Origin of the sequence: Mycobacterium florentinum, assembly GCF_010730355.1 — a bacterium.
Taxonomy (GTDB): Bacteria; Actinomycetota; Actinomycetes; order Mycobacteriales; family Mycobacteriaceae; genus Mycobacterium; species Mycobacterium florentinum.
The window spans coordinates 1,072,343-1,098,327 of record NZ_AP022576.1 but is presented as its reverse complement, the minus strand read 5'-3'; the positions used below and the strand labels follow the sequence as shown (position 1 = coordinate 1,098,327).

Here is a 25,985-nt window from a genome sequence, read left to right as displayed (position 1 = left end):
GATTATTTACTGCTACAAGCTAGTTGGCGACTCAGCGTCGACGGGTTGGGCCAGAGCGCGCAGGCGGTCCCGCAGCTTTGCCAGGGTGAATTTCTGTTCGTCCGCGTCGTAAAAGAAGCGCATCGTCCGGAACGGGTAATAGAGCAACAGCAGGGTGGCAATCGTCGTGTGTGCCGTCGGGCTCTTGATGCCGTGCAGTTGGGTTGTCCGCGTATAACGCGTGGCGTAGCGGTAGAACTCGCTCGGTGAGGATTCCACTCGCCGGCCCGAGATATCGGCGACCATGGACGGTTCGTAGGAAATCTCGAAATCATTTTTGAACAGCGTCAGCGCCAGGTCGATATCTTCGTGCAGGCGCACTTCCGGGTCCAGTTGCGTCTGAAGCCGGACACCCTTCCACGCCGTCGCGCGAATTGCCATGTTGCACCCGAGCAGAAACCGCTCATTGCGGACGTGTTTGTGCAAGAAGTGCCGAAGCGTGGAATCGACCCAGAAGAGGAAGCCCCGGAAAGGCAGATCGTAAATGGCGATCGGACCGCTCGCGGCGTCGATGTCGGGGTCGGAGAAGCAACGGCGAACCGCGTCGACCCAGTCCGGCGGAATGACCGTATCGGCGTCGATGCGGCCGAAGACGTCGCCCCGCGCCTGATCGAACCCGTGGTCGCGGGTCGGCGCGATGCCCTGGTGGGTGTCCTGGTCGAGCAGCTGGATGTCCAAGTGCGGCGCCCGTGCCTGATATCTGCGCACAATCGACGCGGTGTCGTCGGTCGACTTGTTGTTGACGACAATTATTTCGTCCGGCGCCGAGGTCTGGTTGATGCACGACTCCAGGCATTTGCCGATGAGCCGTTCTTCGTTATAGGCGGGAATGACGATTGAGACCGAGGGCTGTTGCGCCATGGCTTACACACCAATCTGCGGACGTCCGGGGACAGCCAGCGCCATAGCCGGCCGGCCCCGAATTCAGCTGTGGGGGTGAATAATTCATTGCGTCCTTTTCTGAAACCGTAGTTGTTTCGCCGGCCGGGCATCGGGGCGAACAGCCGCATTTTCGTGGAACGTTCACCGGCAAGTGCCCGTCGTTCAACACATGTCTATCTGCGCCCGGGCCCGGGGTTCGATGTTTGCCCGCCGCTCCGCGAAGGCGCCCGGGTCGTGCTGGCTACGATTACCGGTGAACGCGAACACGTTCCGCCAGTTGATCGGAGTGCTCACACGATGACAACAGCCCGCGTCCCCGGACTGCCGCTCGGCGAGGCCAAGGCCGCCGCCGACGAGGCGGCCGTACCCGACTACATGGCCGAGCTCAGCATCTTCCAGGTGTTGCTGAACCATCCGCAGCTGGCGCGCGCGGTCAACGACCTGCTCGCGACCATGCTGTGGCACGGTTCGCTCGACGCCCGGTTACGGGAGCTGGTGATCATGCGGATCGGCTGGCTCACCGCGTGCGAATACGAATGGACGCAGCACTGGCGCGTCGCCACCCGGTTGGGCGTGACGACCGACGACCTGCTCGGGGTGCGGGATTGGCAACGGCACGACGGATTCGGGCCCACCGAACGCGCCGTGCTGGCGGCCACCGACGATGTGGTGCGCGACGGTGTGGTCAGCCCGCAGAGCTGGGCCGACTGCGAACGCGAATTACGAAGCGACAAAACGGTTCTCGTTGAACTCGTCACCGCCATCAGCGCGTGGCGGATGGTGTCGTCGATTCTGCAGAGCCTCGAGGTCCCGCTGGAGGACGGTGTGGCGGGCTGGCCACCTGACGGGTGTGCACCCGCGGGTTGATTGCCATGTCCCGCGATAACTCCTAGCGTCGAGTAATGCGGACCAGAGTCGCCGAGATGCTCGGTGTGGAGTTCCCGATATGCGCCTTCAGCCACTGTCGCGACGTCGTCGCCGCGGTCACCAATGCGGGGGGATTCGGCGTCCTGGGTGCCGTCGCGCATAGCCCGCAGCGGCTGCAGAACGAGCTCACCTGGATCGAGGAGCAGACCGGGGGCAAGCCCTACGGGGTCGACCTGCTGTTGCCGCCCAAGTACGTCGGCGCCGACCAAGGCGGCATCGACGCCAGGCAAGTCAGGGGGCTGCTCCCCGAGGAGCATCGCGCGTTCGTCGAGGACTTGCTCGCCCGTTATGGCATCACGGCACCGGCCGAACCGCCGCGAGCATCCGCCGGCGGCCTCAACATCTCGCCCAAGGGCTACGAGCCGCTGCTGGAAGTGGCCTTCGCGCACAACATTCGGTTGATTGCCAGCGCGCTCGGGCCGCCGCCGGCCGACCTCGTCGAACGTGCGCACGGACACGACGTGTTGGTGGCCGCGCTGGCCGGCACCACCGCGCACGCGCGTCGGCACGCCGCGGCCGGCGTCGACCTGATCGTCGCGCAGGGTACCGAAGCGGGGGGTCACACCGGCGAGGTGGCGACGATGGTGCTGGTCCCCGAGGTCGTCGACGCGGTCGCGCCGGTCCCCGTCCTGGCGGCGGGCGGGATCGCCCGCGGGCGCCAGATCGCGGCGGCACTGGCCCTGGGCGCCGAGGGCGTGTGGTGCGGCTCGGTCTGGCTGACCACCGAGGAAGCCGAGACCGACCCGGTGGTCAAGGAGAAATTCCTGGCCGCCAGTTCGTCGGACACCGTGCGATCGCGGTCGATGACGGGCAAGCCGGCGCGGATGCTGCGCACGGCGTGGACCGAGGAATGGGAGCGGCCCGAAAACCCGGCCCCGCTCGGCATGCCGTTGCAGACCACGTTGGTCACCGAAGCGCAGCTGCGCATCAACCAGGCGGCCGGCCATCCCGGCGCCAAGGCGCGTGAGCTGGCAACCTATTTCGTCGGCCAGGTGGTCGGTTCGCTCGACCGCGTCCGGCCGACCCGCTCGGTCATGCTCGACATGATCGAGGAGTTCGCCGAGACCATCGGGCGGCTGGAAAACTTAGCTGACGACTGACCGTCGCGACGCGTTCCGGCGGCTGTGAACCATGCCACAGCGGGGCATTTGTGCAGGTCAATGCGGTCAAAGCTGATCGAAAGCTGTGAAGACGCCGATAAGTTGCCCGGCACGCGCCAGATCACATTGACCGGGTCGGGCACCTCGTGGAGTATTTACGGCAGCACCTCGTTAGGTGAGGCGGCTACACGAACACAGGCCACTGACCCCGAACGTCGAAAGACGCCCCGGGTCAGGACAGCTCCTCCCGGCTTAAGGGTTGAGTCCAAGTGGCTTCCGGAGTTCCGGACACGTCGTGTGGTGCCAAAGCTCTGACGAGAGGGGTGCGGATTTCCGGCGGTCGCCGGATTCTGAACTCCTTCTGGTGCGCGCAAATAGGCGCGGGTAACCGCACGCGTCGTGGCCGTAGAGGAGGTGAGGGGCGCATGAGTTCCAGTGGCAGTCCGGATGGATATCCGGGACACGCTCCGTCCCAATCCGACCTCCGGCCCGACGCCTGAGCTAGCGAATCGACTTACCGCTCAAGCGTTCTCGGATCGGAACCCTTACGGGTCGGGACACCGCAAGTCCAGTCAGTACCCGTTTGCAATTCCGTTAGGAGACGATCATGACCGCAGTACTCTTCGACGAAGTAGTTGCCGTAGCACCCGTCCGCAACCTGCGCCTCGTGCCCGACACCACGCCGGTGCACGCCCCCGCCCCCAAGAAGGCCGCCCGGCCCGCCGACGCCGGATACTTCGGCGCCGGCGACCCGCTGGTAGCCGGTGCCGCTCGCCTGCTGAGCGTCCCCGTTCGCCACGTCTACGCGGCCCTGTGGCGTGTCGGTTTGATCGAGGTCCGTTGACGATGGATGTGTCGGAGCCGGCAGCGATTGATTTGCGCGGGTCCGTAGAATCTTGTTCACGGCGTCGATCCGGCTATCACCGGGGAGCCTTCGGAAGAACAGCCCGCACGGCCCAGTAGACCCGAACGGGTAGGCCCGTCACAGCCTGAATCGAGCGGCCGCGCGTGAGCGCGGCAAGCGGGGTGGTACCGCGGTGCTCGCGCAGGTTGCGCGGCCTCGTCCCCGGCCTGACCGTAGGCACGCAGGAGACGACGCGCACCGTGACCGAAAACGCTGACGCCAGGGCTTATCCCAAGCTGGCCGGGGGAGCCCCCGACTTCCCGGCGCTGGAACTCGAGGTCCTCGACTACTGGACTCGCGACGCAACCTTCCGGGCCAGCATCGCCCACCGCGATGGCGCCGAAGAGTACGTGTTCTACGACGGGCCACCCTTCGCCAACGGGCTGCCACACTACGGGCACCTGCTCACCGGCTACGTGAAAGACATTGTCCCGCGGTATCGCACGATGCGCGGCTACAAGGTGGACCGCCGATTCGGCTGGGACACCCACGGGCTGCCCGCCGAACTCGAAGTCGAACGCCAGCTGGGCATCACCGACAAGTCGCAGATCGACGACATGGGCATCGCCGCGTTCAACGAGGCCTGCCGGGAATCGGTGTTGCGCTACACCGGCGAATGGCAGGCCTACGTCACCCGCCAGGCGCGCTGGGTCGACTTCGACAACGACTACAAGACGCTCGATCTGCCCTATATGGAGTCGGTGATCTGGGCCTTCAAACGGCTGTGGGACAAGGGCCTCGCCTACGAGGGCTACCGGGTATTGCCGTACTGCTGGCGCGACGAAACCCCGTTGTCCAACCACGAATTGCGGATGGACGACGACGTCTATCAGAGCCGCCAGGACCCGGCCGTCACGGTGGGTTTCAGGGTGACGGCCGGCGAGCTCGACGGCGCCTACCTGCTGGTGTGGACGACCACGCCGTGGACCCTGCCGTCGAACCTGGCCGTTGCCGTCAACCCGGAGGTGACCTACGCCCAGGTCAAGGTGGGGGATCGGCGTTTTGTGCTGGCCGAGGCGCGGCTCGGCGCCTACGCCAAAGAGCTGGGCGAAGAACCCGATGTGCTGGGCACCTACTCGGGCGCCGATCTGTTGGGGACCCGCTATCTGCCCGCGTTCCCGTATTTCATGGACACTGCCGAGGCGTTTCAGGTGCTGCCGGGCGAGTTCGTCACCACCGAGGACGGCACCGGGATCGTGCATATGGCACCGGCCTACGGTGAGGACGACATGGCGACCACCGACAGGGTGGGCATCGTGCCGGTCACCCCGGTCGATGCCAAGGGCCGCTTCGACGCCACCGTCCCGGATTACCAGGGGCAGCACGTCTTTGACGCCAACCCGCAGATCATCCGCGACCTGAAGAACGGCAGCGGCCCGGCCGCGGTCAACCAGCCGGTGCTGATCCGGCACGAGACCTACGAGCACCCCTACCCGCACTGCTGGCGATGCCGCAATCCGCTGATCTACCGGGCGGTGTCGTCGTGGTTCGTCGCGGTGACTGAATTCCGCGACCGCATGGTCGAACTCAACCAGCAGATCACCTGGTATCCCGAACACGTCAAGGACGGGCAGTTCGGCAAATGGCTGCGGGGCGCCCGCGACTGGTCGATCTCACGAAATCGCTACTGGGGCACGCCTATTCCGGTGTGGAAATCCGACGACCCGGCCTATCCGCGCATCGACGCCTACGGCAGCCTCGACGAGCTGGAGCGCGACTTCGGGGTGCGGCCGACCAATCTGCACCGGCCCTACATCGACGAGCTCACCCGGCCCAACCCCGACGACCCCACCGGTGCCAGCACGATGCGCCGCATCCCCGACGTGCTCGACGTGTGGTTCGACTCGGGCTCCATGCCGTACGCCCAGGTGCACTACCCGTTCGAGAACTCCGACTGGTTCGACACCCACTACCCGGGCGACTTCATCGTCGAATACATCGGGCAGACCCGCGGCTGGTTCTACACACTGCACGTGCTGGCCACCGCGCTGTTTGACCGCCCCGCGTTCAAAACCTGTGTGGCACATGGGATCGTGCTGGGCTCCGACGGCCAGAAGATGAGCAAGTCGCTGCGCAACTATCCCGACGTGTCCGAGGTCTTCGACCGCGACGGCTCGGACGCGATGCGGTGGTTCCTGATGGCCTCGCCGATCCTGCGCGGCGGCAACCTGATCGTCACCGAGCAGGGCATCCGCGAAGGCGTGCGCCAGGTGCTGTTGCCGCTGTGGAACGCCTACAGCTTCCTGGCCCTCTACGCCCCGAAAGTCGGTACCTGGCGCACGGATTCGGCAAATGTGCTGGACCGCTACATCCTGGCCAAGCTGGCGGTGTTGCGCGACGAGCTGACCGGCTCGCTGGAGGTCTGCGACATCTCCGGGGCCTGCGAACAACTGCGTCAGTTCACCGAGGCGCTGACGAATTGGTATGTGCGACGGTCACGTTCGCGGTTCTGGGAAGAGGACGCCGACGCGATCGATACGCTGCACACCGTGCTGGAGGTGGCTGCGCGACTGGCCGCCCCGCTACTTCCGTTGGTCACCGAGATCATCTGGCGCGGTCTGACCGACGAGCGGTCGGTGCACCTGACCGACTGGCCGCAGGCCGGCGAGCTTCCCGCCGACCATGCCCTGGTCGCCGCGATGGACCAGGTTCGCGAGGTGTGCTCGGCCGCGTCGTCGCTGCGCAAAGCCAAGAAATTGCGGGTGCGGCTGCCTTTGCCGAAACTGACTGTGGCAGTCGAGGATCCGCAGCAGCTGGTGCCGTTCACCGACCTGATCGCCGACGAGCTCAACGTCAAGAGCGTGGAACTGACCGACGCGATCGACACCTACGGCCGCTTCGAGCTCACCGTCAACGCGCGGGTGGCCGGACCGCGGTTGGGCAAGGACGTGCAAGCCGCCATCAAGGCGGTCAAGGCCGGCGAGGGCGTCGTCAACCCCGACGGCACCCTGACCGCGGGCCCCGCGGTGCTGCAGCCCGAGGAGTACAGCTCGCGGCTGGTGGCCGCCGATCCCGAGTTCACCGCGGCGCTGCCCGGCGGAGCCGGTCTGGTCGTGTTGGACGGCACGGTGACCCCGGAGCTGGAGGCCGAAGGCTGGGCCAAGGACCGGATTCGCGAGCTGCAGGAGTTGCGCAAGTCGACCGGGCTGGACGTCTCCGACCGCATTCGCGTGGTGATGTCGGTGCCTGCCGAACGGGCCGACTGGGCGCAGACGCACCGCGCCCTGATCGCGGGTGAAATCCTGGCCACCAGCTTCGAATTCGGCGACGCGGAGGACGGCGCCGACATCGGCGACGGCGTGCGGGTCGAGATCGCCAAGGCTGACGCCTGATCGCGAATGTGGACGCCGCGAGCCAACCGGACTGCGCGGGCGCGCGCAGGTCGGTTACGGCCCCGCCGAGAGTGAGGCCGCGGCCGCCAGGGTGACGTATTGCATCGTGAAGCTGCCGCCGAGCGCGTCGATGGTGGCGCCCACGGCATCTCGCACGGTCGCGACCTCGCCCGGCCCGAGCAGCGTGAGCTGGCCGGTGGTGGCCAGATGGTCCAGCCATTCGTCGCGTGTGTAGCGCCGGTGCCATTCGAACCGCCACTGCCCGGGTTCGGTGAAGCCGCCGGCAGTTCTTATGCCTTCCAGCGCCCTGGTGAGATTTTCCTCTTGCAGTCGGAGGCCGGGTATCTGCAGCGGTGCGTCTGGCGCGACGCGCCCCAGCACGTCGTCGAAGGCTTGGGCGATTTCGCTCGGAGGGTCGAAGACATGCCAATAAGTGGCCAGCAGCCCGTGGGGCCGCAGTACCCGTGCCGCCTTGGCGGCGCCCAGCACGGGATCCACCCAGTGCCAGGCCTGCCCGGCGACGACCGCGTCGAAAGTCCGGCCGGCCGGGTCCCAGGTCTCGAAGTTGCCGATCTCGACCTCGATACCGCTGCGCCTGGCCACCTCGGCCATCCGCGCGTCCGGGTCGACACCGAGCACGGTGACGCCGGCCTCCCGGTACTGCCGCGCGCCGATACCGGTGCCGCAGCCGACGTCCAGGAATTCCACGCCGGGGCTTGCGGCGATGACGCGGTGTATCAGTGCGTCGGGATAGCGGGGCCGGGCCCGGTCGTAGCGGTCCGCGTCCACTCCGAAGGATTCCGCGACGTCACGGAGCAGGTGTGGCTGGCGGTCTGAGGGCGAGGGTTCGGTCGACACGGTGGGCATGTCTTCCGTTGTACCCGTCGCCGCTGTGCCGTCGAACTCGCTACTGCGAAAGCCGGCCGTCAGCAAGCGATTCGGGTAGCGCCCGCTAGCTGAGGCGAGCTAGGCCGCGAGTTTGACCGCGCGCCAGCGCAGCCTGCCGCCGCGGACCTCGACCTCGACGTAGCCAAATCCCGCTGCGCGCAAGCGATCCGGCAGGGTATCCGGCGACACCGTGTTGCAGATATCGCGGAAATGCAGAATCCGGAAGCGCAGCGACGTCACGCTGTCGCTGCCGGCAAACACGCCGCGGGGGCGCAGCACGCGAAACGCCTCGGCGAACAACGCATCCTGCAGCTCGACGGTCGGGACGTGGTGCAGCATCGTGAACGACACCACCGAGCTGAACTCTTCGGCCGGCAGCCCGGTTTTGGTGGCATCGCCGTTGATGATTCGCGCCCGGTCGCCGTAGAGCCGCTGCAGTCGCTCCGCCATCGGGGTGTCGATCTCGACCGCGGTGTACGTCGGCGTCTTGTCGACCAGCACCCGCAGGATCGCGCCGTAGCCGGGCCCGATCTCGAGGGTGTTGTCGCCGAGGTCTACGTCGGCCAGCGCCCAGGGCAGCAGATCGTCTTCGACTGCTTTAGCCCAGCGGTCCGAGCTGCAGATCCGTCGGTGCGCGAGGTTCATGGCCATGGGAAAACGTTAGCCCAGTAGCGCAATAGCATTTATCGGATGGAGTCGCGCTGGGTCCTGCACCTGGACATGGACGCGTTCTTCGCCTCCGTCGAGCAGCTCACCCGCCCGACCCTGCGCGGTCGGCCGGTGCTGGTCGGCGGGTTGGGTGGCCGGGGAGTGGTGGCCGGCGCGAGCTACGAGGCGCGGGTGTTCGGGGCGCGTTCGGCCATGCCGATGCATCAGGCGCGCCGCATGATCGGGGTGACCGCGGTGGTGCTGCCGCCGCGCGGGGTGGTGTACGGGCTCGCCAGCCGGCGGGTGTTCGACACCGTGCGCGCCGTGGTGCCGGTCGTCGAGCAGCTGTCCTTCGACGAGGCGTTCGGGGAGCCACCGCAGCTCGCCGGGGCGGCGGCCGAGGACGTCGAGGAGTTCTGCGAGGCGCTGCGGCGACGGGTGCGCGACGAGACCGGGTTGATCGCCTCGGTGGGCGCGGGCTCGGGCAAGCAGATCGCCAAGATCGCCTCCGGCCTGGCCAAACCCGACGGCATTCGGGTGGTCGGGCGTGCCGAGGAACGGTTGCTGCTGGACGGGTTGCCGGTGCGGCGGCTGTGGGGGATCGGCCCGGTCGCCGAGGAGAAGCTGAATCGGCTCGGCATCGAGACGATCGGGCAGCTGGCCGCGTTGACCGACGCCGAGGTCGCCAACATCCTGGGCGCGACGGTCGGGCCGGCGCTACACCGGCTGGCCCGCGGGATCGACGATCGCCCGGTCGCCGAACGCGCCGAGGCCAAGCAGATCAGCGCCGAATCCACCTTCGCCGTCGACCTGACCAGCCTGGAGCAGCTGCACGACGCGATCGAGCCGATCGCCGAGCATGCGCATCGGCGCCTGCTTCGCGACGGCCGCGGCGCGCGCACCGTCACGGTGAAGCTGAAGAAGTCCGACATGAGCACGCTGACCCGCTCGGCGACCTTGCCGTACGCGACGACCGAGGCCGGCGCGCTGGTCGCGCTGGCCCGGCGACTGCTGCTCGATCCGCGCGAGATCGGGCCGATTCGTCTACTCGGCGTTGGGTTTTCGGGCTTGAGCGACGTGCGCCAGGAGTCGCTGTTTCCCGACCTGGACCTCGCGGCTCCGGAGTCGGAAGCACAGCACTCCTTCCAAACGGCAACCGAAATCGGGACCGGCGCGATGTTCGCGCCGGCGCCGGAGGCCTCGCCGTGGCGGGTGGGCGACGATGTCGATCACCGCGAACTCGGGCACGGCTGGGTGCAGGGCGCCGGCCATGGCGTGGTCACCGTGCGGTTCGAAACCCGCAGTTCCGGGCCGGGCGTGGCCCGGACGTTCCCCGCCGGGACCGCCGATCTCGCCGGCGCCAACCCGATCGATTCCCTGGACTGGCCGGACTACGCAGGCGCACTGCGCACCGAGGAGCCCGCCGCCGATGCGTCAGCCCCAGCGGGCGATGACGTCGGCGACCGGTAGCTTCGCGGCCAGCGTGGCCATCAGCAGCACCCGGGCCTGCGGCGGCCGCAACCGGGGCACCATCACGGCGCCGGCCTCGACCAGGTCGTGGCCGGGGCCGTAGCCCGCGCTGACCCCGCCGCCGGGTACCCGGGTGGATACCGCGACGACGATCCCGTCGGCGCAGTGCCGGCGCACGCCGTCGACCACCGCGGCCCCGGCATTGCCCGAGCCCAGCGCTTCCAGCACGACGGCGCGCGCTCCCGCGGCGACGAACGCGTCCAGCGCCACGGAGTCGCTGCCCAGGTAGACCGCGACGATGTCGACCCGCGGCGCGTCGGCGGCCCGCAGTTCACCGAGGTAGGGGCGGGTTTTGGCACCTTTCAGCGTCACGCCGCCCGAGCTGGTGCCCAGCAGCTCGCCCGCGAAGCCGCTCAAATCCTGGGTGGCCACCTTGTTTAGGCCCAGCGGCTGCCACACCCGGCCCGCGAAGGACAGCAACACGCCGAGGCCGCGCGCGGCCGGGCTGGCCGCCACGGCCAGCGCATCGCGCAGATTGGCCGGGCCGTCGGCATCGGGGGCATCGGCGCTGCGCATCGCGCCGGTCAGCACCACCGGGACGTCACCGGTATGGGTGAGCTCGAGCCAGAGCAGGCTCTCCTCCATGGTGTCGGTGCCGTGCGCGACGACCACACCCTCGGCGCCGCCGGCGACCGCGGCCCGCACGGCGTCGCCGATCCGGTCCCAGTCCGACGTCGTCAGTTCCGAGCTGTCGACGGCCATCAGGTCGACGACGTCGACATCGAGACCGGCGGTGAGGTCGGATCCGCTGCGGCTGGGACGGCGCACGCCGTCGGCACCGGTGCTGGTTGAAATCGTGCCGCCGGTGGCGATGACGGTGAGACGACCCATAGCCGAATCATTCCGCACTCGCCGGGGCGGCGAGGCCGCACCCGACCAAGCCGGCTGCTAGGGGATGATGGGGTCGTGTCCGAAGAACCAACGGGATCGGCCGAGCCGGTGACGTCAGCAGGGGACGCTGAAACGTCCGGGGAAGTGGCAACACCCGAGGCCCCTGCGCCGCAGTCCGCTCCACGGCGGGTGCGGCTGCTGCTGTCGGTGGCGGCCGTCGTGCTGGCGCTCGACATCGTGACCAAGGTGCTCGCCGTCAGGCTGCTGCCGCCCGGGCAGCCGGTGTCGATCATCGGTGACACGGTGACCTGGACTTTGGTGCGCAATTCGGGGGCCGCGTTCTCGATGGCGACCGGATACACCTGGGTGTTGACGCTGATCGCCACCGGTGTGGTGATCGGCATCTTCTGGATGGGCCGGCGGCTGGTATCGCCCTGGTGGGCGGTGGGCCTCGGCATGATCCTCGGCGGCGCGACGGGCAACCTGGTCGATCGTTTCTTCCGCGCCCCGGGGCCGCTTCGCGGCCACGTCGTGGACTTTTTGTCGGTCGGCTGGTGGCCGGTGTTCAACGTCGCCGACCCGGCGGTGGTCGGCGGCGCGATCCTGCTCGTCGTACTCTCGGTGTTCGGCTTCGATTTCGACACCGTGGGACGGCGCAAGCCCGGCGGGGCCACTCGTGATGCCGGCGGAGCCGGCGGCGAGAGCCCGGATCAGGCCGACCAAACCCGATGACCGACCGATCGATGCCCGTTCCGGAGGGATTGGCGGGCATGCGTGTCGACGCGGGGCTGTCACGCCTGCTCGGGCTGTCTCGCAGCGCCGTGGCCGCCATCGCCGAGGACGGCGGCGTCGAACTCGACGGTGTGCAGGCGGGCAAGTCCGACCGCCTGACGCCCGGCGCCTGGCTGGAGGTGCGGTTGCCCGAGGCGCCGGCGCCGCTGGAGAACACCCCGGTCGAGATCGAGGGCATGACGATCCTGTACTCCGACGACGATATCGTCGTGGTCGACAAGCCGGCGGCGGTGGCGGCGCACGCCTCGGTGGGCTGGAGCGGGCCCACCGTGCTCGGCGGCCTGGCCGCCGCGGGCTATCGGATCACCACGTCGGGCGTGCACGAGCGGCAGGGCATCGTGCATCGGCTCGACGTGGGCACCTCCGGCGTGATGGTGGTCGCGCTCTCCGAGCGGGCGTACACCCTGCTCAAGCGGGCGTTCAAACAGCGCACCGTCGACAAGCGCTATCACGCTCTGGTGCAAGGACATCCGGACCCGTCCAGCGGAACCATCGACGCGCCGATCGGACGACACCGCGGCGGGGAGTGGAAGTTCGCGGTCACCCAGAACGGGCGGCACAGCATCACCCACTACGACACCGTGGAGGCGCACGTCGCCGCCAGCCTGCTCGACGTGCACCTGGAAACCGGTCGTACCCACCAGATTCGGGTGCATTTCGCCGCCTTGCATCATCCGTGCTGCGGCGACCTCGTCTACGGAGCCGACCCGAAGCTCGCGAAAAGACTTGGGCTGGAACGTCAATGGCTGCACGCGCGGTCGCTGGCCTTCGCTCATCCGGCCGACGGGCGCTGGGTGGAATTCGTCAGCCCATATCCGGCCGACCTGCGGCATGCGCTGGACGTGCTGCGCGACGAGGGCTGATCAGCCGGGCTTGCGGGCCCGCACCAGAACCCGCGTGGCGTGCGCGACGAAGGGCCCGTCGGCTGCGATGCGCTCATGCAGCTCCCGCAGCCGATCGAGATAGCGCTCGACCGTGAAGTCCGGCACCCACCAGATCACCTTGCGCAGGACGTAGACCACCGCGCCGATATCGAAGTACTCCTGGCGCAGGCGTTCCGGACGCATGTCGACGATCTCGAGCCCGGCCGCCCGCGCCGCCGCGCTTTCGTTGTCCGGGTGTCGCAGATCCGGCGTTTCGGGCTGTGGCCCGAGGAAGAACTCGATCAGCTCGGACACCGTCCCGGGTCCGATGTGTTGAGCCAGGTAGGTGCCGCCGGGGCGTAGCACCCGGGCGATCTCGGGCCAGAACAGCGTGTGCGGATGGCGGCTGGTGACCAGGTCGAAGGCGTCGTCGCCGAACGGCAGCAGCGACCCGTCCGGCGTCGCCACCACCACGACACCGCGCGGATGCAGTCGCTCGGTGGCCAGAGCGACGTTCGGCGGCCACGACTCGACGGCCGCCATGGTCGGCGGGAAGGGCCCCGCACCGGCGAGTACTTCGCCGCCGCCGGTCTGCAGATCCACCGCGGCTGACACCGTCGCATAGCTCTGGCTGATCAGCCGTTGGTAGCCCCACGACGGTCGCTCCTCGGTGGCCCGCCCGTCCAGCCAGGAGAAATCCCAGCCGTCGACGGATACCGAATCGGCTTCTGCGACCAGATCTTCGAATGTGCGGCCCATGCCTTGCATTGTGGACATCGACAGGCCGGCCCGCTCGTACTCGACGAGATCACGACGTGGAGCAAACGAATTTGGTCCCGTTGAGGTCGAGTTTGACTTCGCCCTGGTGCTCCCAGTATTCGGAGCCCTGCCGGCCGTATCTGGCACCGCTGGCCGACGGCAGGATGAACAGGATCAGCTGGGTGCCTTTCCAATTCAGCACCGCCGTTTGCGGGTCGAACTGGTTGTAGAACTGAGCGGTCAGTGGGCCGGATTCGGCGGGGCAGTGGTAGGTGATGACCGGCGGAGCCACCGTGGCGGGGTCGGCGACGGCCAGCTGCACCAGCCGGGTCTGATAGGCCTCCAGCACGCAGGTGTGGACGTCGGCATTGCGGGCACAGTCATCGCGGCCCGCAGCCCAGCTGGTCTGCGCGGCCGTCAGGGCGGATTGGTCGGTGCCGGGGCGGGCCAGCGCCTGGCGATAAGCGGCCCCCAACTGGCGCTCGAGGTCGAAGAGATGCGAGTCGGTGCAGACCAGCTGTTGCGCGGCGTTCGCCGGTTTGGTGCAGTCGACCGCCGCCGGGATCGGGGCGGGGCCGGCGTTGGTGGGCGACGCGGACGGCGGGTGATTGGTCGGGGAGCTGGACGCCGGCTGGTTGGTCGGGGAGCTGCACGCGCCCACCATCAGTGCCACGGCGATGACTGCGATCGGCCTCATACGTGCTGACTACCGGCTGCGCGGGGATCACCGGGCGCGACACGCCCGCGCGCCGGCAAATTCATAGCCGCGGCTCAGACCGTGGCGGTGCCGACCTCCCCGGACGTGATCTCGGGTGCCAGGGGTGCGACGGCGGTCAGGATGTCCGTCACCGTTTTCGGCGGTACACCCGCCGCGGCCAGGGCGTCGGCCAAATGGCCGGCCACCAGGCTGAAGTGGTGCATCGTGATGCCGCGACCCTGATGCACTTGTTTCATCGGGGCGCCCAGGTAGGGCTCTGGGCCGCCGAGCGCGGCCGCGAAGAACTCCACCTGCTTGCCCTTGAGGCGGTTCATATTCGTTCCGGTGAAGAAGCCGGACAGTTGGGGGTCGGCGAGCACCCGCACGTAGAAGTCCTCGACGACGACTTCGAGCGCCTCGTGCCCGCCGATCCGGTGGTAGATGGTTTTCGGCTCCAACTTGCGGAACGTTGCCGAGAGTTTCATGTAACCAGCGGACCACTTCGGCGTTGCCCCTCAGTTAGTCCGCGATCACGCTCGGATTGCCCGACGTAACAAGCCGATTGCCGGCGGGTAGCGGCATCTCCGGTTATCCGGTGAGAGGGTTCGCCTCGTTCAGGTGACGGCCATTGGTTCGTCGCCGTCGCGTAATGCCCTAGGTTGACTGTATGACCCACGTCACACCATCCGCCGTAAGGAGCGACAACCGATGAACCTTGGTGACTTGACGAACTTGGTGGAAAAGCCATTCGCGGTGGTCTCCAACATCATCAATACCCCCAACTCGGCCGGGCGATATCGACCGTTCTATCTGCGGAATCTGCTGGACGCCGTGCAAGGCCACAGCCTCGGCGAGGCCGTCGACGGCAAGACCGTCCTGATCACCGGCGGATCGTCGGGCATCGGGGAGGCGGCGGCGAAGAAGATCGCCGAAGCCGGCGGCCAGGTGGTGCTGGTGGCCCGCACGCCGGAGAACCTCGAGAAGGTTGCCTCTGAAATCCGAGCGATCCGCGGCGGTGTCGCCCACGTCTACCCGTGCGACCTCTCGGACATGGACGCCATCGCCGCGATGGCCGACAAGGTGCTCAACGAGCTTGGTGGCGTTGACATTCTGATCAACAATGCGGGCCGGTCCATCCGTCGCTCGTTGGCGCTTTCCTACGACCGGATTCACGACTACCAGCGCACGATGCAGCTGAACTACCTGGGCGCGGTCCAGCTCATCCTCAAGTTCATCCCCGGCATGCGCGAGCGTGGTTTCGGGCACATCGTCAATGTCTCCTCGGTCGGCGTGCAGACCCGCGCGCCGCGTTTCGGTGCCTACATCGCCAGCAAGGCCGCCCTCGACAGCCTCTGCGACGCACTGCAGGCCGAGGTGATGAGCGACGACGTGCGATTCACCACGGTGCACATGGCGCTGGTGCGGACGCCGATGATCAGCCCGACCAAGATGTACGACAAGTTCCCGGCGCTGACGCCGGATCAGGCGGCCGGGGTGATCACCGACGCGCTCGTGCACCGGCCGCGGCGGGCCAGCTCGCCGTTCGGGCAATTCGCCGCGGTCGCCGACGCGGTCAACCCGGCGGTGATGGATCGGGTGCGCAACCGGGCGTTCGGCATGTTCGACGACTCCCACGCCGCCAAAGGCAGCGAATCCGCAACCGGCACATCGGAATTGGATAGACGAAGCGAGACGTTCGTGCAAGCGACTCGCGGGATTCATTGGTGACGCGATGAGCCTTCCGAAATCCGGCAATCAGACGACCGTTGTCATCACCGGCGCCTCCTCGGGGATCGGCGCCGAACTGGCTCGCGGCCTGGCCCGCCGCGGCTTCCCGCTGTTGCTCGTCGCGCGGCGGCGTGAGCGTCTCGATGAGATCGCCGACGAAGTGGGGTCCGAACACTCGGTCGCGGTCGAGGTCATGCCGCTGGACCTCAGCGACATCAAGGGGCGCGCGAAATTGGCCGACCGGCTGCGCGCCGAACCGATCGCGGGGCTGTGCAACAGTGCCGGCTTCGGCACCAGCGGGGTCTTTCACGAGTTGCCGGTCGAACGCGAGAGTGAAGAGGTCACGCTCAATGCGCTGGTGTTGATGGAGCTCACGCATGCGGCGCTGCCCGGCATGGTCGAGCGCGGCGCCGGAGCGGTGATGAACATCGCGTCGATCGCGGCGTTTCAGCCGCTGCCCTACATGGCGGTGTACTCGGCGACCAAGGCCTTCGTGCAGACGTTTTCCGAAGCCGTCCACGAAGAGCTGCACGGCACGGGGGTGTCGGTGACGGCGTTGTGCCCGGGCCCGGTGCCCACCGAGTGGGCCGAGATCGCCAACGCCACGCGATTCAGCGTGCCCCTGGCACAGGTCTCGCCGGCCGACGTTGCCGAGGCCGCCATCGAGGGGATGGTGTCCGGCAAGCGCACGGTCGTCCCCGGCGTCGTGCCCAAGGTCGTCAGCAACGGCGGCAGGTACACGCCACGCAGCCTGCTGCTGCCGGCGATCCGCATCGGCAACCGATTCCGCGGCGGCCCCAGCCGCTGAGCGTGGTTGGGCTCTTCGCGAGTGCGCGCCCACGGTGGCGAGTGTGCGTCCAGGGTGGCGAGTGTGCGTCCAGGGCGACCTGAATGCACACTCAACGCCGGGCCGGCGTCGGGCTAGGTTTGCTTGATGGCCGCTGTGGAGCTGACCGCCGACGTCCCGATGAGCCCGCAGGACATGTGGGAGCACGTCTCCGATCTGTCCGACCTGGGCGACTGGCTGACCATGCACGAGGGGTGGCGCAGCGAGCTGCCCGACGAGATCGGCGAAGGGACCCAGGTCGTCGGCGTGGCACGCGCGAAGGGCATGCGCAACCGCGTCACCTGGACGGTGACCAAGTGGGACCCGCCGCATGAGGTCGCGATGTCCGGCTCGGGCAAGGGTGGAGCGAAGTACGGCGTCACCCTGACCGTGCGGCCCAGCGGCGATGGAGCGACCCTGGGCCTGCGGCTCGAGCTGGGCGGTCGGGCGTTGTTCGGGCCGGTCGGATCGGCGGCGGCACGCGCGGTCAAGGGCGACGTCGAGAAGTCGTTGAAGAACTTCGTCGAGTTGTACGGATGAACGGCCGACGCTAGCCCGTGGTGACGTAGTCGGACACGAGGCAGCTTCGCGTGCGGGAGCGGTCCAGAAATCGAGCCTCGTCGGCCGCAACGCGATCGCCGTTGCCGCCGCCGGTCACCGCGGCGATCCAGGAGAGAAATTCCTCCCGGTCGGTGAACACCTGCTCGGTCACCACGTCGAAGTCAATGCCGGCCTCCCCGATGTTCAGCGCGTCGCCGCGTTGCAGGTAATGACGTTTGTAGACCAAAGGCGGGGCCGCCAGGCTCAAAATCATTGGTACATGCTGATTTTCGTAGTAGTCGATGAACTCGTCGGTGTCCATACCGTCGCGCTTGGCGAGATAACTCAGAATCCTCAGCACGGCATTTCCTCCACATCGGGGTGGTGACGGACGGACTCTCCGTCCATCTGGGGGATTCCCCACTTACGCTCTCGGTTAAGGTAACTGGGGAATCCCCCGATTAGCAAGCCCACCGCCGAGGATCGCCCGCCATGTCGCAACAGCCACCGATCGGCGCCGCCCGCGCCCGGTTGGACCGCCTTGTCGATCCGCCGATGCGTGCTGACGCGAGGCGCAACTACGACGCCTTGTTGGCGGCCGCCGACGAGTTGTTTGCCGCGAACGGGCCGCAGGTCGCGTTGGACGAGATCGCCAGGAGGGCCGGGGTGGGCAATGCCACCCTGTACCGCCACTTTCCCGATCGTCGCGATCTATTGGTCGCGGTGTGCGTGAGCGAAGTGCAGGCCCTGTGCGTGCTGGGCGAAAAGCTTGCCGCCGAACCCGATAGCGGCCAGGCGTTCACCCGCTGGTTGCGCGCCTACATCACGCATGTCGGCGCCAAGAATGGCCTGGCTGCCGCCTTCGCAACGGGTCGTCGCGACGACTCGGAATTCGTCGAGGCGTGCCAGTCGGCGGTTCATGCGATCGGCGCGTCATTGCTGCATCGTGCCCAGGTCGACGGCGTCGTGCGGACCGATGTCACCCTGGGCGACGTCATCACCCTCGTCAACGCCATAGCGATGGCCGCCGAAACCACCGGCGAGGGCGAGGCGGACCGGATGTTGGCGATAGTCCTTACCGGCATCGCCGGGTCCCAAAAAAAGACCTGAGACACACTTGCGCGACACGCCGAGAATACGTCGGTAGTCGGTCATAGACTGGCGTGCCTATGAACCAGTCCTCCTTCGTGCACCTGCATAACCACACCGAGTATTCGATGCTCGATGGTGCCGCGAAGATCACGCCGATGCTCGCCGAGGTAGAGCGGCTTCAGATGCCCGCGGTCGGCATGACCGACCACGGAAACATGTTCGGCGCCAGCGAGTTCTACAACGCGGCGACCAAGGTCGGGATCAAGCCGATCATCGGCGTCGAGGCCTACATCGCGCCGGGCTCGCGCTTCGACACCAAGCGGATTCTTTGGGGCGACCCCGGCCAGAAGTCCGACGACGTCTCGGGTAGCGGCTCCTACACGCACATGACGATGGTGGCCGAAAGCGCCACCGGGTTGCGCAACCTGTTCAAGCTGTCGTCGCTGGCCTCGTTCGAGGGCCAGCTGGGCAAGTGGTCGCGCATGGACGCCGAGCTGATCGCCGAACACGCCGAGGGCATCATCGCCACCACCGGGTGCCCGTCGGGGGAGGTGCAGACCCGTCTTCGGCTGGGGCACGACCGCGAGGCGCTGGAAGCGGCCGCCAAGTGGCGCGAGATCTTCGGTGCCGACAACTTCTTCCTGGAGCTGATGGACCACGGGCTGTCCATCGAGACGCGGGTCCGCGACGGCCTGCTCGAGATCGGCCGCAAGCTCGGGATCCCGCCGCTGGCCACCAACGACTGCCACTACGTCACCCGCGACGCCGCGCACAACCACGAGGCGCTGTTGTGTGTGCAGACCGGCAAGACGCTGTCGGACCCGAATCGGTTCAAGTTCGACGGTGACGGCTACTACCTCAAGTCGGCCGCCGAGATGCGCAAGCTCTGGGACGACCAGGTGCCGGGGGCCTGCGACTCGACCCTGCTGATCGCCGAGCGGGTGCAGTCCTACGCCGAGGTGTGGGCGCCACGCGACCGGATGCCGGTCTTCCCGGTGCCCGAGGGCCACGACCAGGCGACCTGGCTGCACCACGAGGTGATGGCGGGGCTGCAGCGGCGCTTTCCGTCCGGTGTGGGCCAGGAGTACATCGAGCGGGCCGAGTACGAGATCAAGGTCATCTGCGACAAGGGCTTCCCGGCCTACTTCCTGATCGTCGCCGACCTGATCAACCACGCGAAGTCCATCGACATCCGGGTCGGGCCGGGGCGTGGGTCGGCGGCGGGCTCGCTGGTGGCCTGGGCGCTGGGCATCACCAACATCGACCCGATTCCGCACGGCCTGCTATTCGAGCGGTTCCTCAACCCGGAACGTCCGTCGGCACCCGATATCGATATCGACTTCGACGACCGTCGCCGCGGCGAGATGGTGCGCTACGCCGCCGACAAGTGGGGGTCGGACCGCGTCGCGCAGGTGATCACCTTCGGCACGATTAAAACCAAAGCGGCACTGAAGGATTCAGCGCGGATCCACTACGGTCAGCCCGGGTTTGCCATCGCCGACCGGATCACCAAGGCGCTGCCGCCGGCGATCATGGCCAAGGACATCCCGCTGGTCGGCATCACCGACCCGGCCCACGAGCGGTACAAAGAAGCCGCCGAGGTGCGCGGCCTGATCGAGACCGACCCGGACGTGCGCACCATCTACCAGACCGCGCGCGGCCTGGAGGGCCTGATCCGCAACGCCGGCGTGCACGCGTGTGCGGTGATCATGAGCAGCGAGCCGCTGACCGAGGCCATCCCGCTGTGGAAGCGCCCGCAAGACGGGGCCATCATCACCGGCTGGGACTACCCGTCGTGTGAGGCCATCGGCCTGCTGAAAATGGACTTCCTGGGCCTGCGCAACCTGACGATCATCGGCGACGCGCTGGAAAACATCAAGGCCAACAGGGGAATTGACCTCGACCTGGAGTCGGTGCCACTCGACGACAAGCCCACCTATGAGCTGCTGGGCCGCGGCGACACCCTGGGCGTGTTCCAGCTCGACGGCGGGCCGATGCGCGACCTGCTGCGCCGGATGCAGCCCACCGAGTTCAACGATATCGTCGCCGTGCTGGCGCTGTACCGTCCGGGGCCGATGGGCATGAACGCCCACAACGACTACGCCGACCGCAAGAACGCCCGGCAGGCGATCAAGCCGATCCATCCGGAGCTCGAGGAACCGCTGCGCGAGATCCTTTCCGAGACATACGGTTTGATCGTCTACCAAGAGCAAATCATGTTCATCGCCCAGAAGGTCGCCTCCTACACGATGGGTAAGGCCGACGCGCTGCGCAAGGCGATGGGTAAGAAGAAGCTCGAGGTGCTCGAGGCCGAGTACCAGGGCTTCAAAGAGGGGATGACGGCCAACGGCTTCTCCGAAAAAGCGGTGAAAGCCTTGTGGGACACCATTCTTCCGTTCGCCGGATACGCGTTCAACAAGTCGCACGCGGCGGGCTACGGCCTGGTCTCGTACTGGACCGCCTATTTGAAGGCCAACTACCCGGCCGAGTACATGGCCGGCCTGTTGACATCGGTAGGCGACGACAAGGACAAGGCCGCGGTCTACCTGGCCGACTGCCGCAAGCTCGGCATCACGGTGCTGCCGCCGGACGTCAACGAGTCCCTGGTCAACTTCGCGTCGGTCGGAAAGGACATCCGCTTCGGCCTGGGCGCGGTGCGCAACGTCGGCGCCAACGTGGTGGGCTCGCTGATCAAAACCCGAAGCGAGAAAAGCAAATTCACCGATTTTTCGGACTACCTGAACAAGATCGACATCTCCGCGTGCAACAAGAAGGTCACTGAATCGCTGATCAAGGCCGGCGCGTTCGATTCGCTGGGGCATGCCCGCAAGGGGCTGTTCCTGGTGCACACCGACGCCGTCGACTCGGTGCTGGGCACCAAGAAGGCCGAGGCGATGGGCCAGTACGACCTGTTCGGTGGCGGCGATGCCGGCGGGGACACGGTGTTCACCATCCGGGTGCCCGAGGACGAGTGGGAAGACAAACACAAGCTCGCCCTGGAGCGGGAAATGCTGGGGCTCTACGTCTCCGGGCATCCGCTCAACGGGGTGGCGCACCTGCTGTCCGCACAGGTCGACACCCAGATTCCGGCGATTCTCGACGGCGACGTCAACAACGAGACACAGGTGCGGGTCGGCGGCATCCTCGCCTCGGTGAACCGGCGCGTCAACAAGAACGGAATGCCCTGGGCGTCAGCTCAATTGGAAGACCTCACCGGTGGCATCGAGGTGATGTTCTTCCCGCACGCGTACTCCGCCTACGGCGCCGACATCGTCGACGACGCGGTGGTGCTGGTCAACGCCAAGGTCGCGATCCGCGACGACCGGATCACGCTGATCGCCAATGAGCTTGTGGTGCCGGACTTTTCCAATGCCCAGCCGAACCGGCCGATTGCGGTCAGCTTGCCCACCCGGCAGTGCACCATCGACAAGGTGAGTGCGCTCAAGCAGGTGCTGGCGCGGCATCCGGGCACCTCGCAGGTGCATCTGCGGCTGATCAGCGGCGACCGGATCACCACGCTGGAGCTCGATCAGTCGCTGCGTGTGACACCGTCGCCGGCGCTGATGGGCGACTTGAAGGAACTCCTCGGCCCGGGCTGCCTGGGCAGCTAGGCGCCGATCGCGGCGTTAGAACGCCGCTGCCACCGAGTGTGCGTTCAGGGCGGCACCGTCCGGCGTGTCGCCGCCGTCAGCGCACACCCAAAACCGTGAGCGCGCACTCAAAGGCGGCGCTTACAGCTCCACCCGGACGATCACGCTGTCGGACCAGACCCCGCGATCGCGTGCCCGGCGCAGCTTCTCCCGGACGCCCAGATCCTGGTGCACGTTGGTCACCCCGGGCACCTTGATCAGCGGGACGATATTCCACTGCCAGCCGTAGCGGCGGTGCAGGATCCGGTTGGCCCGTTCGGCCTCGGCGCCCGACAGCAGCGTGGCCCGCCCGGCCACCGTCGCCGCGCCGTCGCGAACCCGGCCGCGGTGGTCGCATGCCCGCAGTTCGATGTCGGGGTGGGCGGCCAGGCGCTTGGTCTTGGGGCCGACCTTGGTCCGGAATACCAACGCGTCCCCGTCCATCGCGAACCAGATCGGGGTATCGCGGGGTGTGCCGTCGCGCCGGAACGATCGGAGCAGGGCGTAGCGGGCATCGCCGAGTGCGCTGTTGTGCATGGTCCCAGTCAACGACTTAGAGTTGGCTCTAAGTCAAGCGCGGTGATTCCGGGAGGTTCGATGGCCGCTGCAACCACCCGCGAGCGGGCGACGCTCACGATCGGCGACGTCGCGCGCGAAGCCGGGGTGGCCGCGACCACGCTGCGCTACTACGAGCAGATCGGGCTGCTGCCGTCACCGGCGCGGCTGGCCGGCCGGCGCCGCTACGACGAGTCGATCCTGGCCCGTCTCGAGGTCATCCGGCTGTGCAAATCCGCCGGCTTCGCGCTGGACGAAATCCAGCTGCTGTTCGCCGACGACGCGCCGGGGCGCCCCGCCAGCCGCGCCCTGGCCGAGGCCAAACTCGCCGAGATCGACGATCAGATGGCCTCGCTGGCGCGGGCGCGCGCCGTCATCGAGTGGGGGATGAGCTGCACCTGTCCGTCCATCGACGCCTGTACCTGCGGCATCCATCCGGCCTAGAACTGGTAGCGCAGGATCCGGGCCTTGCGGGCGGACACCTCGAACATCCCGGAAAGCTTGGTAGCGAACCGAATCCAGCCCGGAAACAGCTCGACCTCGGGAGCGTGTGCCAGGCTGGCCTCTTCGACGAGCTTCAACAACGGGTTCCACTTTTCGGGGACGTGCGCGTCTTCGAACCCCGGATAGCCCCATTGCGCGCCGACGCTGCTGAACATCCGCTGCGGGGCCAGTTTCACCGCCAGCCGACTGAACCAGCCGATGCGGCCGTAGTCGTTGAAGGCCAACTCCCCGGAGGTGAAATAGGTGGTGATGCGCCGGAAGAGGGCGATCAGCACCGGCTCGGATAAGAATGCGAACAGTCCGTCGGCGATCACGATGACGGGCCGGTCGGACGGGATGGTGTTGGGCCAGCTCTGATCGGCCACCGAGGCGGTCAGCACGTGGGCTCGCCCGCTGGTCGGAAGCACCTGGCGCCGCAGCGCGCTGACTCCGGGCAGGTCGACGCTGTACCAGTCGACGCCTGCCGGCGGGCGCACCCGAAACGGGCCCGAGTCCAGCCCGGCGCCCAGATCGACGACGACCGCGTTCGGATGCGCGGCGGTGAATGCGCGCACCCGTTCGTCGAGCATCTTGGCGCGCAGCGCGGTCTGGCAGACCACGCTCGCGGGGATGCCGAGCCCCGCGAAGTCGTAGTCGATCTTGTCGACGATGTCGGCGGCCAGCGAATCCCCGAGAATGGGCCGCGGCCATCGGCTGTCCAGCGCTCTGGCGTACTGGGTCAGCAACGCGGTTTCCTCCAGTGGCGTGAGGTCGCTCGCGCCAGTGTCGGGTTGGGGCCGCATCACCCGAACGTACTCGGCGCCGGTCGGCCGGGCAGGTCGGTGTGCCCGTCAAATCGCGAATTGTGTTCCATGGCCCCCGACGGCGGACGTACGCTCACCGAGGGGATGTCGACAACGCGCGGCCGGCCGGTCCCGCCACCCGACGACACCTGAAGGAGAACGGGAATGACGAGAACGGTGCGAGCGGCATGACCGGCGGGCGGCTCGTGACAGCGCGTGAAATCGGTCGCGTCGGAGCTCGAAAGGTATTGCAGCGCAGCGGAATAATCGACGAACCGGTAACGCCGCTATCGACCGACCCGCCTGCCGTGGCCCAATTGCTCGGCGCGTCGTGGTACGACGAGAAATTGGCCAAGCTGGCCGACGAGCTCGGCCGCGATCCCGGCGATGTACGCGCGGAGGCGGCGGGCTATCTGCGGGAGATGGCGGCCTCGCTCGACGAGCGGGCGGTGCAGGGCTGGCGCGGGTTCAGCCGCTGGCTGATGCGGGCCTACGACGTGCTGGTCGACGAGGACCAGATCTCGCAGCTGCGCAAACTGGATCGCAAAGCGACGCTGGCGTTTGCCTTTTCGCACCGGTCGTACCTGGACGGCATGCTGCTGCCGGAAATGATCGTCGCCAATCGGCTCTCGGCGGCCTTTACCTTCGGCGGGGCCAACCTGAATTTCTTCCCGATGGGCGGCTTCGCCAAGCGCACCGGAACGATCTTCATCCGGCGTCAGACCAAAGACATTCCCGTCTACCGATTCGTGCTGCGCGCCTACACCGCGCAGCTGGTGCAAGACCACACCAACCTCACCTGGTCGATCGAAGGTGGGCGCACCCGGACCGGCAAGCTGCGGCCTCCGGTATTCGGCATTTTGCGCTACCTCACCGACGCCGTCGACGAAATCGACGGTCCCGAAGTGTTTTTGGTGCCGACGTCGATCGTGTATGACCAGCTGCACGAGGTGGAGGCGATGACCACCGAAGCCTACGGGGCGGCGAAACGTCCCGAGGACCTTCGCTTCCTGGTCGGCCTGGCACGGCAGCAGGGCAAGCGGCTGGGTCGCGCTTACCTCGACTTCGGTGAACCGCTGCCGCTGCGCAAACGCCTCGAGGAGATGCGCGGCGACGACACGGGCACCGGGACCGAAATCGAACGCATCGCGCTGGACGTCGAGCACCGGATCAACCGCGCGACACCGGTCACTCCCACCGCGGTGGTGAATCTGGCGTTGCTGGGTGCGGACCGGTCGCTGTCGATCAGCGAGGTGCTGGCCACCGTCCGCCCGCTGGCCAGCTACATCACGGCGCGCAATTGGGCCGTCGCCGGCGCCGCGGACCTGACCAACCGCTCCACGATCCGGTGGACCTTGCACCAGCTCGTCGCGTCCGGAGTAGTCAGCGTGTACGAAGCCGGCACCGAGGCGGTGTGGGGGATCGGCGAGGACCAGCACCTGGTCGCGGCGTTCTACCGCAACACCGCGATCCACATCCTGGTCGATCGTGCGATCGCCGAAACGGCGCTGCTCGCCGCCGTCGAGAATGCCGAGAATTCCGCGGACGGCATGGTGTCACCGGTGACCGTGCGCGACGAGGCGCTGAGCCTGCGGGAGTTGCTGAAGTTCGAGTTCCTGTTCTCCGGCCGCACCCAGTTCGAAAAGGAGCTGGCCGACGAAGTGCGCCTGATCGGCCCGGTGGAGGACACCAGCAAGGCCGCCGCGGCCGCCGATGTGCGGGGGCTGCTCAAATCGGCCGACCTGTTGTTGGCGCATTTGGTGTTGCGGCCCTTCCTCGACGCGTACCACATCGTCGCCGACCGGCTGGCCGCCCTCGAGGACGAGTCCCTCGACGAAAATGGGTTCCTCAACGAATGTCTGGAGCTGGGCAAGCAGTGGGAGCTGCAGCGCAGAATCGCCAGCGCCGAGTCGAGGTCGATGGAGCTGTTCAAGACCGCACTGCGGCTGGCGCGCCACCGGGAGCTGGTCGACGGTGCGGATCGTGAGCAACTCGCCAAGCGCCGCCAGGAGTTCGCCGACGAGATCGCGACGGCGACGCGACGCGTCAACGCGATCGCCGAACTCGCCCGGGCGCAATGATTCGCATCGCGCCTTAGCCGGCATTCGGCCCGGGGCGAAATCGCCACGCGCGGGCC

The 25,985-nt window shown here is 67.4% G+C and carries 24 protein-coding genes and 1 riboswitch; of the genes, 14 read left to right on the top strand and 10 right to left on the bottom strand.

Going from position 1 to position 25,985, the window contains the following annotated elements; genetic code table 11:
• Positions 1-12 precede the first annotated feature (12 nt).
• Positions 13-900: a glycosyltransferase gene (locus tag G6N55_RS05155; RefSeq protein ID WP_085225672.1), complete on the bottom strand. Its 888-nt coding sequence runs from the start codon at positions 898-900 to the stop codon at positions 13-15.
• A 318-nt stretch (positions 901-1,218) separates the two neighbouring features.
• On the opposite strand from G6N55_RS05155, the gene G6N55_RS05150 reads away from it, so the two are divergent.
• The 4 genes from G6N55_RS05150 (at position 1,219) to ileS (ending at position 7,184) form a co-directional block, all read left to right on the top strand.
• Positions 1,219-1,788, top strand: coding sequence for a carboxymuconolactone decarboxylase family protein (locus G6N55_RS05150; protein ID WP_085225670.1), 570 nt, complete (start codon positions 1,219-1,221; stop codon positions 1,786-1,788).
• 35 nt (positions 1,789-1,823) lie between these two features.
• A complete protein-coding gene (locus G6N55_RS05145) occupies positions 1,824-2,948 on the top strand; it encodes an NAD(P)H-dependent flavin oxidoreductase (RefSeq protein ID WP_085225668.1) in 1,125 nt (374 codons plus the stop codon).
• Between the two features lie 160 nt (positions 2,949-3,108).
• Positions 3,109-3,278: riboswitch (M-box (ykoK) riboswitch) on the top strand.
• Positions 3,279-3,555: 277 nt separating this feature from the next.
• A complete protein-coding gene (locus G6N55_RS05140) occupies positions 3,556-3,792 on the top strand; it encodes an Rv1535 family protein (protein WP_085225666.1) in 237 nt (78 codons plus the stop codon).
• A gap of 260 nt (positions 3,793-4,052) precedes the next feature.
• A complete protein-coding gene (gene ileS, locus G6N55_RS05135; RefSeq protein ID WP_085225716.1) occupies positions 4,053-7,184 on the top strand; it encodes an isoleucine--tRNA ligase in 3,132 nt (1,043 codons plus the stop codon).
• Between the two features lie 54 nt (positions 7,185-7,238).
• Here ileS and G6N55_RS05130 read toward each other — a convergent pair whose 3' ends face one another.
• Together G6N55_RS05130 and G6N55_RS05125 are read right to left on the bottom strand one after the other, a co-directional pair.
• Positions 7,239-8,051, bottom strand: a complete 813-nt coding sequence (locus G6N55_RS05130; RefSeq protein WP_085225664.1) for a class I SAM-dependent methyltransferase — start codon at positions 8,049-8,051, stop codon at positions 7,239-7,241.
• Positions 8,052-8,150: 99 nt separating this feature from the next.
• Positions 8,151-8,723, bottom strand: coding sequence for a class I SAM-dependent methyltransferase (locus G6N55_RS05125; RefSeq protein ID WP_085225662.1), 573 nt, complete (start codon positions 8,721-8,723; stop codon positions 8,151-8,153).
• 39 nt (positions 8,724-8,762) lie between these two features.
• On the opposite strand from G6N55_RS05125, the gene G6N55_RS05120 reads away from it, so the two are divergent.
• On the top strand, positions 8,763-10,190 hold the full coding sequence (locus G6N55_RS05120) for a DNA polymerase IV (protein WP_085225660.1): 1,428 nt from the start codon (positions 8,763-8,765) through the stop codon (positions 10,188-10,190).
• Here the strand turns inward: G6N55_RS05120 and G6N55_RS05115 are convergent.
• On the bottom strand, positions 10,155-11,081 hold the full coding sequence (locus G6N55_RS05115; RefSeq protein ID WP_085225658.1) for an asparaginase: 927 nt from the start codon (positions 11,079-11,081) through the stop codon (positions 10,155-10,157). The genes G6N55_RS05120 and G6N55_RS05115 overlap by 36 nt on opposite strands.
• Before the next feature lie 75 nt (positions 11,082-11,156).
• Between G6N55_RS05115 and lspA the strand changes: the two genes are divergently transcribed.
• Complete coding sequence (lspA, locus tag G6N55_RS05110) at positions 11,157-11,813, top strand: signal peptidase II (RefSeq protein WP_232078924.1); 657 nt, start codon at positions 11,157-11,159, stop codon at positions 11,811-11,813.
• Positions 11,810-12,736 carry an RluA family pseudouridine synthase gene (locus G6N55_RS05105; protein WP_085225656.1) on the top strand — a complete coding sequence of 309 codons (927 nt, stop codon included), beginning with the start codon at positions 11,810-11,812 and terminating at the stop codon, positions 12,734-12,736. The genes lspA and G6N55_RS05105 overlap by 4 nt, the downstream gene beginning before the upstream one ends.
• On the opposite strand, the gene G6N55_RS05100 is transcribed toward G6N55_RS05105, so the two are convergent.
• The 3 genes from G6N55_RS05100 to G6N55_RS05090 all read right to left on the bottom strand — a co-directional run bounded on the left by G6N55_RS05100 (position 12,737) and on the right by G6N55_RS05090 (position 14,677).
• Entirely contained in the window at positions 12,737-13,495 is a 759-nt protein-coding gene (locus G6N55_RS05100) for a class I SAM-dependent methyltransferase (protein WP_085225654.1), read from the bottom strand.
• 49 nt (positions 13,496-13,544) lie between these two features.
• Positions 13,545-14,192 (bottom strand): lysozyme inhibitor LprI family protein, encoded by a 648-nt coding sequence (locus tag G6N55_RS05095; protein WP_085225652.1) that lies wholly within the window; start codon positions 14,190-14,192, stop codon positions 13,545-13,547.
• Positions 14,193-14,266: 74 nt separating this feature from the next.
• Complete coding sequence (locus tag G6N55_RS05090) at positions 14,267-14,677, bottom strand: group I truncated hemoglobin (RefSeq protein WP_085225650.1); 411 nt, start codon at positions 14,675-14,677, stop codon at positions 14,267-14,269.
• Positions 14,678-14,900: 223 nt separating this feature from the next.
• Between G6N55_RS05090 and G6N55_RS05085 the strand changes: the two genes are divergently transcribed.
• The 3 genes from G6N55_RS05085 (at position 14,901) to G6N55_RS05075 (ending at position 17,286) form a co-directional block, all read left to right on the top strand.
• Positions 14,901-15,920, top strand: a complete 1,020-nt coding sequence (locus tag G6N55_RS05085; RefSeq protein WP_085225648.1) for an SDR family NAD(P)-dependent oxidoreductase — start codon at positions 14,901-14,903, stop codon at positions 15,918-15,920.
• Between the two features lie 4 nt (positions 15,921-15,924).
• On the top strand, positions 15,925-16,728 hold the full coding sequence (locus G6N55_RS05080) for an SDR family NAD(P)-dependent oxidoreductase (RefSeq protein ID WP_085225646.1): 804 nt from the start codon (positions 15,925-15,927) through the stop codon (positions 16,726-16,728).
• 126 nt (positions 16,729-16,854) lie between these two features.
• Complete coding sequence (locus G6N55_RS05075) at positions 16,855-17,286, top strand: type II toxin-antitoxin system Rv0910 family toxin (RefSeq protein ID WP_085225644.1); 432 nt, start codon at positions 16,855-16,857, stop codon at positions 17,284-17,286.
• A gap of 10 nt (positions 17,287-17,296) precedes the next feature.
• Here G6N55_RS05075 and G6N55_RS05070 read toward each other — a convergent pair whose 3' ends face one another.
• Complete coding sequence (locus tag G6N55_RS05070; protein ID WP_197747388.1) at positions 17,297-17,608, bottom strand: EthD domain-containing protein; 312 nt, start codon at positions 17,606-17,608, stop codon at positions 17,297-17,299.
• 170 nt (positions 17,609-17,778) lie between these two features.
• Here G6N55_RS05070 and G6N55_RS05065 point away from each other — a divergent pair, with 170 nt between their 5' ends.
• Both G6N55_RS05065 and dnaE read left to right on the top strand, forming a co-directional pair.
• Positions 17,779-18,396 carry a TetR/AcrR family transcriptional regulator gene (locus tag G6N55_RS05065; protein WP_085225640.1) on the top strand — a complete coding sequence of 206 codons (618 nt, stop codon included), beginning with the start codon at positions 17,779-17,781 and terminating at the stop codon, positions 18,394-18,396.
• 59 nt (positions 18,397-18,455) lie between these two features.
• Positions 18,456-21,989, top strand: a complete 3,534-nt coding sequence (gene dnaE / locus G6N55_RS05060; protein WP_085225638.1) for a DNA polymerase III subunit alpha — start codon at positions 18,456-18,458, stop codon at positions 21,987-21,989.
• 120 nt (positions 21,990-22,109) lie between these two features.
• Here the strand turns inward: dnaE and G6N55_RS05055 are convergent, their stop codons facing one another.
• A complete protein-coding gene (locus G6N55_RS05055) occupies positions 22,110-22,544 on the bottom strand; it encodes a PPOX class F420-dependent oxidoreductase (RefSeq protein ID WP_085225636.1) in 435 nt (144 codons plus the stop codon).
• Positions 22,545-22,604: 60 nt separating this feature from the next.
• On the opposite strand from G6N55_RS05055, the gene G6N55_RS05050 reads away from it, so the two are divergent.
• On the top strand, positions 22,605-23,006 hold the full coding sequence (locus tag G6N55_RS05050) for a MerR family transcriptional regulator (protein ID WP_085225635.1): 402 nt from the start codon (positions 22,605-22,607) through the stop codon (positions 23,004-23,006).
• Here the strand turns inward: G6N55_RS05050 and G6N55_RS05045 are convergent.
• On the bottom strand, positions 23,003-23,848 hold the full coding sequence (locus G6N55_RS05045; RefSeq protein WP_085225712.1) for a class I SAM-dependent methyltransferase: 846 nt from the start codon (positions 23,846-23,848) through the stop codon (positions 23,003-23,005). The two genes, G6N55_RS05050 and G6N55_RS05045, sit on opposite strands and share 4 nt — an antisense overlap.
• 206 nt (positions 23,849-24,054) lie before the next feature.
• Here G6N55_RS05045 and G6N55_RS05040 point away from each other — a divergent pair, with 206 nt between their 5' ends.
• Positions 24,055-25,929 carry a lysophospholipid acyltransferase gene (locus G6N55_RS05040; RefSeq protein ID WP_139827040.1) on the top strand — a complete coding sequence of 625 codons (1,875 nt, stop codon included), beginning with the start codon at positions 24,055-24,057 and terminating at the stop codon, positions 25,927-25,929.
• The last annotated feature ends 56 nt before the right edge of the window (positions 25,930-25,985 follow it).